This window comes from Chryseobacterium lineare, from assembly GCF_977014045.1.
Genome location: NZ_CDRNIQ010000001.1, coordinates 54,334 through 73,016, shown reverse-complemented (window position 1 = coordinate 73,016; position 18,683 = coordinate 54,334). Strand labels below are relative to the sequence as shown.

At 37.6% G+C, this 18,683-nt stretch carries 7 protein-coding genes and 1 pseudogene; 4 read left to right on the top strand and 4 right to left on the bottom strand.

Going from position 1 to position 18,683, the window contains the following annotated elements:
* Positions 1 to 8: 8 nt before the first annotated feature.
* The 3 genes and pseudogenes from ACWNCI_RS00250 to ACWNCI_RS00240 form a co-directional block, all read right to left on the bottom strand.
* Complete coding sequence (locus tag ACWNCI_RS00250) at positions 9 to 2,990, bottom strand: SusC/RagA family TonB-linked outer membrane protein (RefSeq protein WP_449386696.1); 2,982 nt, start codon at positions 2,988 to 2,990, stop codon at positions 9 to 11.
* Between the two features lie 328 nt (positions 2,991 to 3,318).
* Positions 3,319 to 4,065 (bottom strand): glycerophosphodiester phosphodiesterase family protein, encoded by a 747-nt coding sequence (locus tag ACWNCI_RS00245; RefSeq protein WP_449386695.1) that lies wholly within the window; start codon positions 4,063 to 4,065, stop codon positions 3,319 to 3,321.
* Positions 4,066 to 4,234: 169 nt separating this feature from the next.
* Positions 4,235 to 7,343, bottom strand: a pseudogene (locus tag ACWNCI_RS00240) (carboxypeptidase regulatory-like domain-containing protein).
* A gap of 238 nt (positions 7,344 to 7,581) precedes the next feature.
* Here ACWNCI_RS00240 and ligA point away from each other — a divergent pair.
* From ligA to ACWNCI_RS00220, 4 genes are all read left to right on the top strand, one after another.
* Positions 7,582 to 9,588 carry an NAD-dependent DNA ligase LigA gene (gene ligA, locus ACWNCI_RS00235; RefSeq protein ID WP_449386694.1) on the top strand — a complete coding sequence of 669 codons (2,007 nt, stop codon included), beginning with the start codon at positions 7,582 to 7,584 and terminating at the stop codon, positions 9,586 to 9,588.
* Between the two features lie 91 nt (positions 9,589 to 9,679).
* Positions 9,680 to 11,899, top strand: coding sequence for a DUF7619 domain-containing protein (locus ACWNCI_RS00230; RefSeq protein ID WP_449386693.1), 2,220 nt, complete (start codon positions 9,680 to 9,682; stop codon positions 11,897 to 11,899).
* Between the two features lie 120 nt (positions 11,900 to 12,019).
* The gene (locus tag ACWNCI_RS00225; protein WP_449386692.1) at positions 12,020 to 12,664 is read left to right on the top strand and encodes an MgtC/SapB family protein; all 645 of its coding nucleotides are present in this window, start codon (positions 12,020 to 12,022) and stop codon (positions 12,662 to 12,664) included.
* A 184-nt stretch (positions 12,665 to 12,848) separates the two neighbouring features.
* A complete protein-coding gene (locus tag ACWNCI_RS00220) occupies positions 12,849 to 14,987 on the top strand; it encodes a S46 family peptidase (RefSeq protein ID WP_449386691.1) in 2,139 nt (712 codons plus the stop codon).
* Between the two features lie 171 nt (positions 14,988 to 15,158).
* Here ACWNCI_RS00220 and ACWNCI_RS00215 read toward each other — a convergent pair whose 3' ends face one another.
* The gene (locus ACWNCI_RS00215; protein ID WP_449386690.1) at positions 15,159 to 18,023 is read right to left on the bottom strand and encodes a M16 family metallopeptidase; all 2,865 of its coding nucleotides are present in this window, start codon (positions 18,021 to 18,023) and stop codon (positions 15,159 to 15,161) included.
* Positions 18,024 to 18,683: the final 660 nt, after the last annotated feature.

Below are 18,683 nucleotides of genomic sequence, written 5' to 3'. Positions count from 1 at the left end.
TTTAAGATTTAAAATTTTACATTTAGCTGAAAACCGATCGTGCGTGAAGCAGGCAATTGACCCATTTCAACACCGGGAGTAATGGTTGCATTATCTAAAGTAGCCGCTTCAGGATCAAACAGCGGAAACTTGGTCCACATCCAGAGATTTTTTCCGAAAAGCGCAAGGGTAAGCTCTGTTATTTTTAAAGGAGCTGTAACCGATTTGGGGAAAGAATAAGCGATTCTTGCATCTCTAAGTTTAATAAAGGAAGTATCAAATGTATTGGTTTCTACATTGGCTCTCCTGTAGTAATCGGCGTAGTAAGCAGATACCTGAATTCCTTTTGTATTGGCAGAATAAGAACCGTCTGCATTCTGTACGACACCCTGGCCAACGATCAGGCCGCCGGGATTATCTCTTCCTTCCAGAGTGTGGCCAAGCTTGCCTTGCTCAGTCATTTTATGGTGAGACTGTGAGTAAGCCATTCCTTTGTACTGTCCGTCGAACGAGAAGCTGATGGAAATATTCTTATACCTGAACTCATTCTGGATTCCGGCTCTCCATTTCGGATACGCATTTCCGATCTTTTTCATCTGGGCAGGTTTGGCAGTCAGTCCGTCACTTCCAAATACAACCTGTCCGTCCGGCGAATATACGAGTCCGTACCCATAAAGATCTCCAAGTGATCCTCCCACAACTGCATTATAGTAAACTGCTCCGCCAACGCTTGCATAAGTATAGGGTTCACCTTTAAATTCTTCAGGAAGCGATAAGATTTTATTTCTGTTCATAGACCAGTTTGCCGATACATTCCATGAGAAGTTTTTATTTTTCACAGGATATGCATTCATCATCATTTCAATTCCTCTGTTTCTGATCTCTCCGGAATTGATTACCCTTTGTGTATATCCCGTTTCCCATAAAACCGGCACGTTTCTGATAATCTGATCCACAGAATTACTCTGATAAGCCGTAATATTATACGTTAATCTGTTATTGAATAGGCTGAAATCCATTCCCCCTTCGATGTTGGTAATCATTTCAGGTCTCAGATTCGGATTAAGATATCGGTTAGATACCTCAACGGATCCCGGAAATGAGAGGCTAGGATTATAATAATTCAACAGCTGATAAGGCTCTGTATCGTTTCCGGTCTGTGACCAGGAAGCTCTTAGTTTCCAGAAATTAAATTTCTTACCCTTCAACCCGAAAATATCGGAAAGAATAAATGAAGAGGAAACCGATGGGTAAAAATAAGAGCGGTTTGCCTTTGGCAGGGTGCTGCTCCAGTCATTTCTGGCCGTGATATCCAAAAAGATTTTGTCTTTATAACTAAATGATGCCAAGCCATACACACTGCTTACCATTTTATCATAAGGCTGCGGAAGATCAAAACGCTGTGCTACCGCATTGGTAAGACTATACACTCCTGCTTTTTTTAATCCTAAAGCATAGTAATCTTTGGTAAGCTGCTCAAAATACTGCGTAGATCCACCTGCTGTTGCCGAAAAGTTGAATGCTCCGAATGTATTTTTATAATTGACCATTAAGTCATTATTAAAATTAAATCCGTTTACATATTGCTCCCGGTAATATCCCTGTAGGAAGTTGGCAGAACTCCATGGTCTTTTCTGGGTACGGAGTTCGTCATTTATTGCCATTCCTGATCGTAACAGGACATCAAAATGTTTGTCGATCTGATAGCTTAAACTCACATTTCCCACGATATTTTTTTTATCTAAGCTATTGGTCATTTCATAGGCAATCAGATAAGGATTGTCAATGTACGAGCTGAAAGGATGGATCTGATCAACCTGATCCTGCCCTGCTTTCCAGATGGGTTTGTACCATGCGAGGTCAACGTTTGGATTCTGGAAGATCATGAAATAGGAAATCGACTGGTTATTGTATCCCGTTGCAGGAAGATTATCACTCTTCATCTGATTGTAAGACAACTTGATATTGGCTTTAAACCTTTCATTAATTTTATGATCGACAGATATAGCCGCTCCCCATTTTTCGAGGCCTGTGTTTGGCATCATCCATTCATTTTTCAGATAAGAAAGCGATGCTCTGAATGCCGTCTTGTCATTGGAACTTTCTATCGCAAGATTGTTTGAAAATGTAGTTCCTACTTCCCAGAAATCTTTTATGTTATTCTTGTAGGGTCTCCAAAGCTGTCTTTCTTTGCTTTGTCCCTGTTCGTTCGGGTCATACTGAAAAAAAGACTGTCCGTCAAACTTTGGTCCGAATGCACTACTGGTAGATCCTGTATTTACCCCGTCCGGTGACAATCCGTATGAGTAGTAGTAATTTCCGTTTTTATCTTTCTGCATTGTTCCCTGGCCATATTCATACTGATAATCCGGCCATTTTAAAACAGATTCAAAACTGGTATAAGAGTTTAGAGATACCTGGATTTTACCATTTTTAGTTTTTCCGGATTTCGTCGTAATCATAATGGCTCCAAGTGCTCCTCTTGAGCCATATAAAGCAGATGCACTTGGCCCTTTCAGAACCGTGATGCTTTCGATATCATCAGGGTTAATGCTGCTGAGGTCATTTCCGTAATCGATCGGGATATCACCTCCTGCGCCCGCACCGTAAGCAGGAGTTCCAGTTCCTACCGTTCTTGAATTTAGCGGAACACCATCCAAAACAATGAGTGCCTGATTATCACCCATGCTGCTCATAGAAACATCGCCTCTTAAGGTAATTCTCGGTGTTGCCAAAGGCCCTGCACCGGCAGTCTGAATTTTAAGTCCTGCTACTTTACCTTCCAGAGCGCTCGTCCAGTGATTATTCTGTGTCCTTAAAAGCTGGTCTGAATTGACGGTTTCCGTAGAATACCCAAGAGCCTTGTTTTGTCTTTTGATCCCTAAAGCCGTTACTACAACTTCGTCAATGTTTTTAATGGTGTCTCTTTTTACCTTTTGCTGAGCCGCCAAGTTCACACTGACCAGTCCTAATAATGATAATATTATCAGTTTTTGTGTCTCTTTACGCATATCCTTATTTGTTTGCGCAAAATTAATCCGACATTATGGTTAAAATTTTAACTTGATTTTAACATTTATTAAAGAATTATTAAACACTATATTAACTTATTTTTAACAATATCTTATAGACGTTTGAGCAGCAAGAGGTTAAAACAATTAAGGATTTTTAATATAAATTACCTCCATTATTTGCGTATCTTTAATGTCTTTTCCGGAGACAATAATACATACCACACGCCTACCATATATAATAAATAGTAATAAAATTATCATTATAGGTAGTAAAATAAAAAGTCTGCCTCAAAAAGACAGACTTCATTTCATTATTTTCTGAAGATTATTTATCCTTAAGCTGATCCGGAATATTGGTCGTAATAAATCCGATTCCTTGTTTTTTCAATTCGTCTGAAATAGCAACATCATTTACCGTCCATGCATTCGTGATTAATCCTAAAGTTTTGGCTTCAGCAATCCAGGTTGGGTTTTTCTGGAAAACACTGTAATGGTAATCAATTCCGTCTAACCCTTCATCTTTGATCTGCTGCGGAGAAAGCTCCCCTCTTAAATACTGTACTTTGAATGTAGGTTCCAGTTTTTTAATTTCTTTACAGATATTCAAACTGAAAGAAATAAACTCACATTGAGCTCCCAACTTCATGTTTTTAATCATTTTAATGGTTTTCGCCGTCAGTTCATCTTCTTTTTCTTTGGTTTTATCAGGCTTTATTTCAACAATAAGTTTGAGAGCCTTATCTTTTTTTCCCTGTTTTAAATAATCTTTCAGGGTTGGAAAATCTTCGCCGTTGGATAATTTTACTTTTTCAAGTTCTTTAAAATCGGTTTCAGAGATTTCCATTTTTGCATGATGCTCATCGTGGTTTACTACCAAAACGCCATCTTTGGTCATTCTTACATCGAATTCAGATCCGTAAATCTTCAAATTTTGAGCATTTTCCAAGGACTTCAAAGAATTTTCCGTCGTCGGTGGCTGTGTCTGCCAATACCCTCTGTGGGCAATAATCTGGGTTTGTGCCTTCATGAAAACTGTGCTTGCTACTGCTAACCCTAAGATAAGTTTTTTCATAATATAAATTAAAATATTAAACTAAAAGCCTTTCAACTTTGAGATAAAGGTAATTAAATTAAAGTGAATGGTCAATTTTGCTTCGCCAGTCAATCGTCAATTATTTAAACAGATTCCGTTTATTTAAATGATGAAAATTCACAACTGACCATTCACATTTTACAATATTCTAGAACGTATATTTTGCTCCGATCTGAATTTGATAAGGATTTCCGGATAATGGTTCAAGACCACTTGTATTCAGACTGTATTTAAGCTGCTTTGTAGCCTGATCAAATCCTGTGATTCTGTAAAGTGCTGTATTTCCGTAAGACTTGTTGATCCCTTTTTCTTTGTTAAGTAAGTTGGCTACGTTGAAAATATCCACAGAAAGCTCAAAACCGCCAATCTTTTCAAACTTGATCTTCTTCGCCACACGAATATCCCAAACTCCGTAGAATCCGTTTTTTCCGCCGTTTCTTTCCGCGATTTTGTTATTATAATCTGAAATATAGTTCTTTAAAGCCGTTCCTACTTCAGGATTGTCAATTAAAGTCTGGGTAAGATTCGGGAAAATATAGGCAAGATCATTAGTATCAACGAAATCTCCGTTTACGTTTCCTCCTGCAGTTACAGAGAAACGCGTTCCTCCCATTCCTGCGTATCGGATTCCTAAAGTAAACCCTGCGATCGTCGGCGAATTACCATAGATTACCACTTTATTTCTGAACTGATTGTCAGAATATGTCATTCTCAGGTTTCTTGGATCACCCGCTAACCATCGTAGACAATGTCGCAGAATTGGCAACATTTCCGTTGTAAGAAGTGTTATCTTTAATATCCGCCCAGGTATAACTTGCTGTAATTTCCCCATCTCTCCAGTAACGGTAACTTGTATCTGCCACGAATGAGAATTGATTTACCTTTCCATCGCTTACCAGCTCAAGAACTCTACCGAAGTTTTTATTAATTCTTCCATCTTTCCAGTTCATCGTTCCATTGGCAGCAATTGAAGCAGCAGGAACATAAACTCCTCTTCCGCCTTCATTATCCAGCGTGAAATAAGGATTAGCTACCATATTTCTGTCATAATAGAAATAGTTGTTTCTGCCTAAAGCCATATAAGCAGCCACTCCCGCTCTGAATCTCTCGTTGAAGAAATGAGTATAAGAAATATTTGCCTTGTAAACGATCGGGATTTTCGCATCTTTTCCTGTATAATTGATGGTAGGAAGCTGATATTGAGATAATGTAGGAACAGTTCCGTAATCATTTCTGTAACTGTTAAAATCAGGTACCAGACCGATCTGTGAAGGATTGACATCAACCGTAGCCAAATGTCTTCCGTCGAACACCAGGTTATTGATAATCATATAATTATTAATATCAGACGAGAAAATACCGGCCCCGAATTTTAAGAAATCCTTATTTCCTTCATTAATATTCCAATCAAACTGAAATCTTGGCTGGATAATAAATGATTTGATCTGATTATCCGTACGGATTCCCATTTCATCAAATAATTTCTGATTGAATCCTGCTTTCGGATACCCGCTGTAATCCAATCGTAAACCTGCCATTAAATCCAGACCTCTGGCAATTTTAGTTTGAATCTGTCCGTAAACTCCTAAATTGTAAATATTGGATTTCACCGAAGGATCTTCCATTAAAGGAACTTCTCTGTAAAATCTGTACGCGATGAGGTTATTAAAATTAAATAAATTATCACCACCATTTGCTGCAGGATTTTCCCTGAAATGGAATCTTCCGTTCACTTCACTTCCGTAGATCGATTTCGCCATCGTGTACATCAGATCTGCTCCGAATGTATATTTGATTTTATCGGTATTGTAATATAAATTATCTACAATCTGGAAAACATTATTTCTGAAACTTTCCTGTGCAAAACGATGTCCTCCGATCTGAATATTGGTTGCCTTGTCTTTTCCGTCAATGCTGGTTACGATATTTTCGACAATGGCTCTCGGAACAGGATGACCAAGCTGATCGTTCTGATAACTGTCCTGAAACGTATAAAGATATTGCGCCTTCAGTTCGTTCGTCATATTCGGCTTTAAGTTTGATCTTAAAGTTAATAGCAAACTGTTATCCAGATTTTTATCATTACCATAAGATTCAAAAGCATTGATTGCCGTATTGTCTCCCAGTCCGTTTTTATTTAAATCGTACGTGAAGTTATTTCTTAAAGTCAATAAGTTTTTATCATTAATCTGCCAGTCTAAACGTAAAAATGCTGCGTCAGAATTCCTTACTTTATCGAAGCTTCCGAACTGTGGTGTATTTCCTACGCCGTATTTCGCTCTAGCAATATCTAAAAATTTATTCAAAGTAGCAGTAGTCGTGTTAAGTCTCAATTCATCATCATGCGACTTGATATCTGCAATCTGCAACGGTCTCGAATCCAGCTGATGATCCCATGCCACGAAGAAATGCAGTTTATTCTTGATAATTGGCCCGCCCAGTGAAAAACCGAACTGAGAAGTAGAAAAATCATTATGAATCTCATTTCCTCTGATATCATACTTGCTGGAAAGCCAGTTTGTTCTCAGATATTCCCATGCACTTCCGGAAAATTTGTTGGTTCCTGACTTTGTAACAGCACTTACTGTTCCCCCACCGCTTCTTCCCAATGTTACATCATACTGGTTAGTTGTTACCTTAAACTCACGAACTGCTTCAATCGAGATTGAAAACGGGGCACCGCTTCGGCTTGTCGTAGAACCTGCAGAAGTCGGGTTTTTAGCTGTCATCCCGTCAATGGTAAAATTGGTAGAAGAACTCAACTGTCCGGAAATACTTCCGTTTTTACCACTTAGAGGAGAAAGCTCCGCCAAATTGGTGAAGTTTCTTCCGTTCACAGGCAATATTCCGATGTTTTTGGTAGTAATTGCCGTAGCAGCTCCTAAATTTCCTATCTTGTTTTTAAGATTTCCTGTTACTACGACTTCCTCGATCGATTTCTCGCTTGCCAGATCCATATTTACCGTCACCTGATCACCAAAGTTCACATTGTAGCCTTCTCTTTTTTCATCATTCACCACAACGGTATAAGGCCCTCCTAAAGGAATTTCTTTAAATATATACTCTCCCTTTGAGTTGGTTTCCGTTTCTGTTTTGAAACCTGTCGATTCATTAATAATCGTCACCTTTACTTTTTCCTGAGGTGCTTTCCCGACTCCGGTCACTTTTCCTACAATAGAAGCCTGCGTGGTTTGCGCATATGCCAGTGTTCCGAAACTCAGGAACAATAATCCCAATACAATCTTTACTTTTCTCATTTTTTCAAATTAGCTGCATGCAAATGTATCCTGACTTTGAGACCTGTCTGTTTAAGGGAGCTTTAACATTTTTTTAATTATTTCGGAACACGATGTTAAATAATCTTAAACACTTAATTTATCTGATAGATAGTCAGTCCATTGAAATATGTTACGTCTTTTTAATTTTCCCGGAATATTTAATTCTCTTATTTTTTAAATTGTATTTAATTATTTTTGCTAAAAAGATAGAAACCCGATGTCCGAAAACATTCAACAGAAAATCGAAGATCTCCGTAAAGAACTTCATCAGCATAATGAAAATTATTATCTTCTTGATACCCCTACAATTTCAGATTATGACTTTGATATGCTGCTGGAAGAACTTCAGGATCTGGAAGCCAAATATCCCGAATTCTACGATGAAAACTCTCCTACGATGAGAGTGGGTGGCGGAATTACAAAGGTCTTCCCTAGTGTTCAGCATAAATTCAGAATGTACTCTCTGGACAATTCTTATGATTTTGACGATCTTGAAGACTGGGAAAAAAGAATTATTAAAACTATCGATGATCCTGTAGAGTTTGTGGCTGAATTAAAATATGACGGTGCTTCTATCTCCATTCTGTATGAAAAAGGAAAACTTGCTCAGGCAGTAACACGGGGCGATGGTTTTCAGGGAGATGAAATCACATCTAATGTACGTACCATTTCCGATATTCCTTTAAAGCTGAAAGGCGATTTTCCTGAACATTTTTTTATGCGCGGCGAGATTTATTTAACCCGGAAAAATTTCGATAAAATCAATAAACAGCGTGAAGAAGATGGCCTCGATCCGTTTATGAATCCAAGAAATACAGCAAGCGGAAGCCTGAAAATGCAGGACAGCGGCGAAGTAAGAAAGCGCGGACTTTCATCGGTTCTGTACCAGTTTATTTCAGAAGAAATCCCTGCTGAATCGCATTGGGAGCTTCTGGAAAAAGCAAAATCCTGGGGTTTCAAAACATCACAGCAGGCCAAATTGTGTACGACGTTGGATGAGGTAAAAGAATTTATTAACTATTGGGATATCGAAAGACACAATCTTCCTTTTGAGATTGACGGCATCGTATTGAAGGTCAATTCATTAAAACAGCAGCGACAGCTTGGATACACCGCAAAATCTCCGCGATGGGCAATGGCTTATAAATTTAAAGCCGAAAAAGTGGAAACTGAGTTACAGAGTGTTTCTTATCAGGTGGGAAGAACGGGAGCAATCACTCCGGTGGCGAATTTAAAACCTGTTTTATTGGCCGGAACTATTGTTAAAAGAGCTTCTTTGCATAATGAAGATATTATTAAAAAGCTTGATCTTCACGAACATGATTTTGTGTATGTAGAAAAAGGTGGCGAAATTATTCCTAAAATCGTTGGCGTAAATACAGAAAAAAGAACTTCCGAAAGCAAAGAAATAGAATATATCAAACACTGTCCTGAATGCGGAACCGAGCTTGTGAAAATCGAAGATCAGGCGATACATTTTTGCCCTAATGATTTGCACTGTCCGCCACAGGTTGTCGGAAGAATGATTCATTATGTATCCAGAAAGGCGTTAAATATTGAAAATCTGGGAAGCGAAACCATCGAACAGCTTTACAGGGAACGACTGATTGAAAACCCTGCCGATTTTTATACTTTAACCAAAGAGCAACTTCTTCCTTTGGAAAGAATGGCGGAAAAATCTGCCCAGAATATCATCTCCGGAATTGAAAAGTCAAAAGAAATTCCATTTGAAAAAGTATTGTATGGAATTGGTATAAAGCACGTGGGAGAAACGGTTGCCAAGAAATTAGTCAAAAATTTTCCAACCATAGAAGAACTTAAACGCGCTACGGTAGAAGAGCTTTGCCAGGTAGAAGATATCGGAACTAAAATTGCCGTCAGCATCGTGGATTTTTTCGCCAATCCTGAAAATGTTCTGATGCTGGAACGATTAAAATCTTATGGTGTTCAGTTGGAAAAAGGCGAAAGTACCAATGAAGTTCTATCGAACGTTTTAGAAGGAAAAACCTTTCTTTTCACCGGAAAACTATCGTTGTTTACGAGAGAAGCAGCGGAGGAAATGGTAGAAAAGCACGGCGGTAAAAATATTTCCGCAGTTTCCAAGAACCTAAATTATCTGGTGGTCGGTGAAAAAGCGGGTAGCAAACTGAAAAAGGCTCAGGATATCGGAACAATCGGTATCCTTGATGAACAGCAGTTTTTGGATTTGATAGAAAAGCAATGATATTCTAAAATATTTAACATAATAAGCCATTGAGATTCTTTCTTAATGGTTTATTTTTGCCCGAAATTTAAAATTGATAATTATAATAACCATGAGAAAAATTTACCTGATCATCTCTCTGATTATGTTTGCTGCGTTTCAGGCACAGATTGTGAATATTCCTGATGCAAATTTTAAGGCAAAACTTATGTCAGCAAATACAAGCAACGGCATCGCAACGAACAGCAGTAACCAAAATATGGTAATTGACACCAACGGAGATCTTGAAATTCAGGTTTCAGAAGCGTTGAATGTGTCCAGATTAAATGTTTCCGGGCAGCCAGGCAACATGATCACCGATCTTACAGGAATTAATGAGTTTACTAATCTTGTACTTTTAAATGCTTCTTCTAATGCTTTAACCAATCTGCAAATTACAGGATTATCTTATCTCCAGTCTTTAAGCGTGCGTAACAATAGTCTTACATATCTCTCTGTCAGTAATTTAAACAGTATACATACTTTGGATATCGTAAATAATCAACTGGAATCAATCGATATTTCCGGACTCCCAAATTTGGTAACCTTAGAATGCAACAATAATTTATTAACAACAATAATTTTAAACAACAATAATAGTTTATTAAACATCCAAGCAGCAAATAATAAGCTTACAACTGTTGCTTTTGAGGAAGCTCCTAACCTGAGTAATCTGTATCTTAAAAATAATCTTTTTACTACAATTGACGCCGGACAGCTGACAGGACTAAACAATTTCGATTTTTCCAACAATCCTAATCTTATCAGCTTTAATATTAAGAACGGAAAAGATAATTATGCACAAGGAGCTACTCCGATGTTTTCAAATACACCAAGCTTAAGCTATATCTGTGCTGATGATTTTGAAAAGGCAATGATCGGTGCGCTGATAAACTGGTACAATCAACCTAATGTTGTAATAAACGCATACTGCTCCTTCACTCCCGGAGGAAATTTTTACACGATTCAGGGAAACACAAAGTATGATATCAATAACAATGGTTGTGACGCTAATGATCCTGCAAAAGCATTTCAAAAATTCTTAATAACAAATTCCGCTAATTCCGGTAATATTATAACGAACGCTTCAGGAAATTACTCAATTCCTGTTCAGGCTGGTAATCATGTCATTACACCTGTACTGGAAAATCCGACATACTTCACGGTTTCGCCTACAAGTGTAACTGCAAGTTTTCCTGCACAGACAAGCCCTCTTACCCAAAACTTTTGCCTGTCTGCAAACGGAGCGCACAATGATCTGGAAGTTGTCATTATCCCAATTACTGCAGCAAGACCTGGTTTTGATGCAAGATACAAGATCATTTACAAAAATAAAGGAACAACCACACAGTCTGGAAGTTTATCATTTAATTATAATGATAATTTGATGAACTATCTTACCGCATCAGTGATTCCTGCATCTCAGTCAACAGGAGTTCTGAACTGGAATTTCACGAATCTTGCCCCTTTGGAACTAAAGGAGATAACGGTATCGTTCACCTTGAATACACCTACCCAGACACCACCATTAACTGCAGGAGACATCCTTCATTATACAGCTCAGGTAAATGCCGGAACAGACGAAACTCCTTTGGATAATACATTTACTTTAAACCAAACTGTCGTAAACTCTTTTGACCCGAATGATAAAACATGTTTAGAGGGAACAACAATTACCCAGGCAAAAGTGGGAGATTATGTTCATTACCTGATCCGTTTTGAAAATACAGGAACGGCAAATGCACAGAATATTGTCGTGAAAGATGATATAGATATTTTGAAATACGATATATCCAGCCTGGTTGCCATGAACGGAAGCCATAATTTCATCACAAGAATTACAGGAAATACAGTAGAATTTATTTTTGAAAACATCCAGCTTCCTTTTGATGATGCCAATAATGACGGATATGTTTCATTTAAAATTAAAACAAAATCTACACTGAATATCGGCGACAGCTTCAGCAACAAAGCGGGAATCTACTTTGATTATAATGCTCCGATTATTACCAACAACTTTACGACAACTGTTCAAAACACCTTGGCTGCTTCGGAAATCAACAAAGAAAACAATACTGTTTCAATTTATCCGAACCCTGTAAAAGATGTTTTAAATATTCAGTCGAAAAATGAAATTGTAAAAGCAGAAATTTACGATGCAGCGGGAAGAATTTTAATCTCAGCTTCGGTAAAAGGAAATTCAATCAATGTTTCTGAGCTTCCAAAAGGAAATTACATCATCAAATTATTTACAAAAGATAAAACCTTCACTCAGAAAATCATCAAAAACTAATTAAATTACAAATAAATAAGTAAGACTGTCTTCCGGGCAGTCTTTTTTTATGACTATAACCGAGATCATAATTATCATTTCTTTTTTATTGTAACTTTATTGTGCCTAAAGTATAAAAAAATGGAATTTCTAAAAGATCACTCTATTCAAAATGAATTATTGCTGATTTTCATTTCGGTTATCCTTGGATTACTGATCGGTGCGGAACGCGAATACCGAAACAAATCGGCTGGTTTACGAACCTTCATCCTGATATGCTTCGGTTCCAGTCTTTTCACGATTCTGTCCATAAAAATCGGGGTAGATGATCCCGACCGCATTGCTGCCAATATCATCACAGGAATCGGTTTTCTGGGAGCCGGCGTTATTTTTAAAGGGGATAATAAAATAGACGGAATCACTACCGCAACCACCATATGGGCAACAGCCTCAATCGGAATGGCAGTCGGTTCCGGATATGTTTACCTTGCTTTCATGGGTACCGTTTTGGTATTGTTGATATTAAGTTCTTTAAATCAATTTGAAAAGCTTATCGACCGAGAACACAAAATCAGGGAATATAAAATTGCTGTCGTTAATTATCACGATGTTCCTTATTGTGAGGAACTTTTCAGAGCACACCATCTGAAGTTTGCAATTTCAAAACAGCAATATACACAGGGAAACCTCGCTACTTCCTGGATCATCACAGGAAAAAATATCAATCATGAAGCTTTGATGAAAAGCCTGATGGAGGATGAGCGTATTATTGCCTATCAGTTTTGACAAAAAACTAATTTAATTTTTTTTTAATATAAGGTTAAATTATTTCACTAATCATGTTTGAATAATGTGTTTTTAAATTTGACAAATAAAAACATAATAAATTCATTTTCAATAATTAAAATAACCATATCTCCCAAAATGTCAAACTCACAATTTCTTCGTAAATTGGAGCAAAATTTTGATTATGACAAAAAAGATACTCTTATCCGTATTTCTTTTGCCGGCTGTAATGACATTTGCACAGCAATACGGAGGAATGTGGATACCGACAGAGCTGAATGAAAAGGAAATGAAAGATCTGGGAATGAAAATCTCTGCCAAAGACATCTTCAATCCTCAGAAAGCAAGCATAAAAGATGCGGTAGTACAGTTCAACGGCGGATGTACTGCGGAAATCATTTCTCCCAAAGGTCTTTTGCTGACCAATCATCACTGTGGTTACGGGCAAATTCAGGCACATTCAACCGTTCAGAATGACCTTTTGTCTAATGGATTCTGGGCCAAAAATACCGAAGGTGAACTTCCGAATCCGGGTGTGACTGTTGATTTTATTGTTGACATTAAAGAAGTGACCAATCAGATTCTTCAGGGAACGGATAATCTTACAGATTCTGAGCTTTCCAAACAGATTGCCAAAAACATTGAGATTTATAAAAACTCACAGAAAACTGAGCCGTATCAGTCGATTTCCGTAAAGCCAATGTATTACGGAAATAAATTCTACGCCTATACTATTGAAACTTACAAAGACATCCGACTGGTAGGTGCACCACCACAAAGTATCGGAAAATTTGGTTCCGACACCGACAACTGGGTCTGGCCAAGACACACCGGAGATTTCTCTATGTTCAGGATCTATGCTGATAAAAACAACAAACCGGCAGAATATTCCAAAGACAACGTTCCTTACGTTCCGAAACATTACCTTCCGGTTTCCATTAAGGATAAAAATGAAAATGATTTCACCTTCGTTTTCGGATTTCCGGGTAGAACTACGGAATATCTTCCTGCCATTGCAGTTGAAAAAATCATGAAAGAGATTGATCCTGCAAGAATCGCAGTGAGAGATGTTGCACTGAAAACGCTGGATGAAAAAATGCGTACCGATGATGCCACGCGTATTCAGTATGCTTCTAAATATGCTTCAGTAGCCAATTACTGGAAAAAATGGATCGGCGAAGTCGAAGGACTGAAAAAATCGAATGCTGTAGAGAAAAAAGTAATGTACGAAGGTTCTCTTGTTGCTAAAAATCACGAGATCAAAACGACATTAGATCAATTAAACAAGCTTTACAACGATCAGGCTCCGTATGCCTTAAATAATGCCTATTATTCTGAAACGATCAGAAATGCAGAAACACTGATGCTAGCCAGTCTTTATTACAATTTTATCACCTCGGTAGAAGCTGGAAGAATGGATGAAAAAAGTACAGCAGCATTAAAAAACAGACTGACTTCTTTCTACAAAGATTACAATGCAGAACTTGATGCAAAAGTAACAGCCAAATTACTGGCATTGTACGCCAATAAAACAGACGCTCAATTCCTGCCTGCAGGATTTGAAAAGTACAAAAATGAAGCTCAAAACATCCAGACGATTGAGGATGCCTCTAAAAATTCGATCATTACGGGAAGAAGTGATGTGAACGGTGCTTTTTTAAGCAAAGACATTGAAAAAGCATTTTCTAATCAGGATAAATTAATTAAGACCCTGAAAAAGGATCCTGTTTTTCAGATCTATACGGCTATGAGGGATGCTTATATGACGAAAGCTGATCCTCAGTTTACTTCTCTGCAAACGAAAATTGATGCCTTGCAAAAAACTTACATGGCTCAACAAATGGCTGCGGATAAAGACAGAAAATTCTTCCCGGATGCCAACTCGACAATGCGCGTTACGTACGGAAAAGTGAAAGGCTCTTCACCAAGAGATGCCGTTTCCTACAATTATCAGACGCATCTTGCCGGGGTAATGGAAAAATATGTTCCGGGAGATTATGAATTTGATGTTCCTAAAAAACTGATCGACCTTTACAGTAAAAAAGATTTCGGACAATATAAGGACAAAACAGGTGACGTTCCGGTAGGATTTACAGCTACCAACCATACGACAGGGGGAAACTCAGGAAGTCCTGCTCTGGACGCTAACGGAAATCTTGTCGGATTAAACTTCGACAGACAGTGGGAAGGGACCATGAGTGATATTAATTATGATCCGCGTTTCAGCAGAAATATTATGGTGGATACTAAATATATCCTTTTTATCATTGATAAATTTGCCGATTCGAAATGGCTTATTAATGAAATGAAAATTGTAAAATAGTTTTAACCAAAACAATAATAAACCCCGAAAGTTCTTCTTTCGGGGTTTATTTTTGGAGATGCTTCTACAAGCTCAACATGACATTTCTGATACTATGTGTTTAAATTTTATTTAAAAATCAATTGTAGCGGTGTCGTGCTGAACCTGGCGAAGCATTTAATATCATTTAAATTAATGTCCGAAAATATCTTTCAAACTTACTTCTTTAAAATTCCCCATCTGATTCACAGCATCCATATTGAGATTTTCTTTTTTACCGATAATGGCTGTATTAAAATGAACTGATTTGATATAATTGTTATAAAAGTCTTTCAGATCCTCAAACTTCAGGCTTTCGATCTGCTGATAAATATCTTTCCTGAAATCATAATGAATATTCAGTTTTTTAAGCCTTAAGGTATTAAAGAAAATATTCGTTCTGGTAATTCTTGTAGAAGCAATCTGCTTTAAAGCTGCATTTCTCGCGTTTTCAAACTGTGCCGGAACTTCAGGAAGATCAGCCATCAATTCAGTCATTGTATCTACTGCAATCTGTAATTTATCCGGCTGCGTACCGATATAAGTGGTGATATAATCAGGATGATTCAATTCCGAATTGGCTGCATAAGAAACGTACGCAGAATAAGCAAGACTCTTACTCTCGCGGATTTCCTGGAAAACAATCGATGACAACCCTCTTCCGAAATATTCGTTGAACACATTAATCTTCCCGAAATTTTCAGTATTTACCATTTGTCCCCTTCCTACTCTGCTCATTTCCATCTGAACCATGTCATAACTTGTGAAATAAACGTTTCCGCTGGTTTCCGGTTCAGGGTAATTTTTAGGTTCAGGAATAATCATACTTTCGGTTTCAATATATTTCCCGATATAGCCTTTAAAAGCTTCAAGATCCCTTCCATAAAAGAATATCTGGTACGGAAAACTGAACAATTTCTTTATTCTTTCCGTGAAAATCTCAACATCACTGCTTTCAAGCTCTTCTTTTGATATAATATCCGTGTATCTGGAAAACTCACCCAGCTTTGTATAATTCGTTAAGGCCGTCATAATGCGGGCCCTGTCTTTCTTTACTGCCGCACGGTTTTCAAGCACTGTTTCCACAAACTGGTTGTAGATATCCTGATCAGGTTTCACTTCCTTCATCCAGTGCTGCAAAAGTTCGATACCTTTCCTGATGTTTTCTTCAAGACCGTTCAGTGAGATCGTAAGCTGATCGTTTGTTGTTTTAAAATCATTCGTAATTCCGATTTTAAAAAACTCTTTTTTAAGATCATCCGGCGAAAATTTTTCAGTTCCCAAATATTGAAGAACCTGCGTAGACATCCCGAGATCACGGTCATGGTCGCTTCCGAAAGGAAAAATAAAATGTACCTGAGCAATATCATTGTATCTGTTTTTTACGAAACTCAGTTTTTTATCTTTAATGACATCCGTAAGAATTTCTTTGTCATAATCAATAAATTCCGGCTGAATATCTGCTGTCTTTTCCGCCAAAATCTCCCGTAGAAATTCAGATTGTGCCTCACGGTTAATCTTCACCGGCGTAATTCCTGGATTTTCAACACGAATCAGTTTATCATTAATTCCTTTTTCTTTATTAATGATCACATAGTTTTCTTTAAAAAATTCGTTGGCAAAATTCACAACATCTTCCTTTGTAAATTTCGCATATTCATCCATTTCGTTTAGCTCCTGCTCCCAGGTTCTGTCTTTGATGTAAGCTTCGTAAAGGTTGGTGGCCAACCCATCAGCCGTTTCCAGGGCTTTCATTCTCTGAACTTTAAAATCATTAATGATTGCTGTCAGCATCCAGTCAGGAAATTCTCCTTTCTTTACCAGCTCAAGCTGCTGCAACACGAGATTTTTTGCTTCCTCTAAGGTCTGTGTTTCCTTCGGAACGGCAACAATAGAAAAATAGCCATATTGTTTTAAACCTATGGAATAAGCCTGCGCCCAAAGCAATTTCTGAGTCTGATTGATATTTAAATCCAATAACCCCGCTTCTCCCCTGTTGCTTAAAATATTGGCTACGATATCAGCAAGCATAACCTCATTGGTTCCGTAGCTTTCCGTTCTCCAGGCCAGCTGAACTCTTGGAGTCGTCGGACTTTTGACGGTTCTTTCAATAATTCCCGTAATGGGTTGCTCAATAACAGGAGTCTTTTTCGGCAGCTCTTTGTAAGGAATTGTTCCAAAATACTGATCAATAAGCCGGATCGTTTTATCAAAATCAAGATCACCGACCATTACTATTGCATAATTATTGGGTACGTAATATTCATCAAAATAAGTATGAATCGTTTTCATGGAAGGATTTCTAAGATGCTCCGCCTTTCCTAAAGTGGTTTGCTGACCGTTGGGGTGTGTCGGGAAAAGAGCATCCATCAATTCATACTGAACCAGCCTGGAATCATTATCCTGCGCCCTGTTGAATTCTTCATACACCGACTCCAGCTCTGTATGGAAAAGTCGTAAAACCAACTCTGAAAATCTTTCCTTTTCAATTTTAAGCCATTTCTCCAGCTCATTATTCGGAATATTGTTTTTGTACACCGTTTCATCAAACCATGTGTGGGCATTGGTACCCGTTGCTCCTAATGAAGAAATAGCTTTGTCGTACTCATTAGCAATAGCATACCGACTTGCTTCCTGAGAAAGCTCATCTATTTTCCGGTAAATAACTTTCTTTTTCTCCGGATCAGGTTCCGCTTTGTGTTCTTCGTACAAATCCGAGATTTTATCCAGTAACACGCTTTCTTTTTCCCAATTCCAGGTACCGAGCTTTGAAGTTCCTTTAAACATCATGTGTTCAAGATAATGAGCAAGGCCTGTATTGTCAGAAGGATCATTATTGCTACCCGTTCTTACCGGAATATACGTCTGGATTCTGGGAGCATCAAAATTCTGGGCAAGAAAAACCTTTAAACCGTTTTTCAAGGTGTAAATCCTTACCTTGTTTTCGTCATTGGGAACTGTAAAGTATTCGTAATTTTTATCTTTATAAATTGTTTCGCTGTATTCTTTATCTGTCATATAAAATCATTTTCATTCTAAAAAACCAGAATGCTATACAAATGTAAGCAATAGAAAAGGAACTCTGCGTGTTTTATCCATATTAGCAATGGTTCTTAAAAATCATGGTTTTACATTTCATTATTTATTTTAAAAATCAGCCAGCAGACTTTAGTCGGTTTTATCTTGATCTTCACAAATAGATTTATCCCAACCAGCATAAAATTCTTTTACATCAGACCGAAAACCTTTGTAACTACACTAAAATCCTTGTAACTGAACTGAAGATCTTCATAACTGAACTAAAGATATCCATAACTACACTAAAAATCTATGCGCCGTAATTTATCATTTTAATAATGAGCCTATCATTTTGATAGGTTTCCCTCTTTTTCGGCATTGGCTTTAAATACAATAACACACTACCTTTCAGTTACTTGAATTGATTATTTCTTAAATGGAATTTCTTTTGGCATTAAGGATAAAGAATAAAATACTAAACAATGTCAAATTCAAGAAAAATCGTAAAAGAACGAGAACATTCGGCACTGAGCCTGCTGATCGTTTCGTATGCAGTATTCACCCTTCTAACCCTTATTGTTGCGCTATGATGCTGATCAGTTTAATCATCCTGTGTGTGGTCCTCTTCTGGATCTTGTACCGTACCGTTGAATTTTTTGA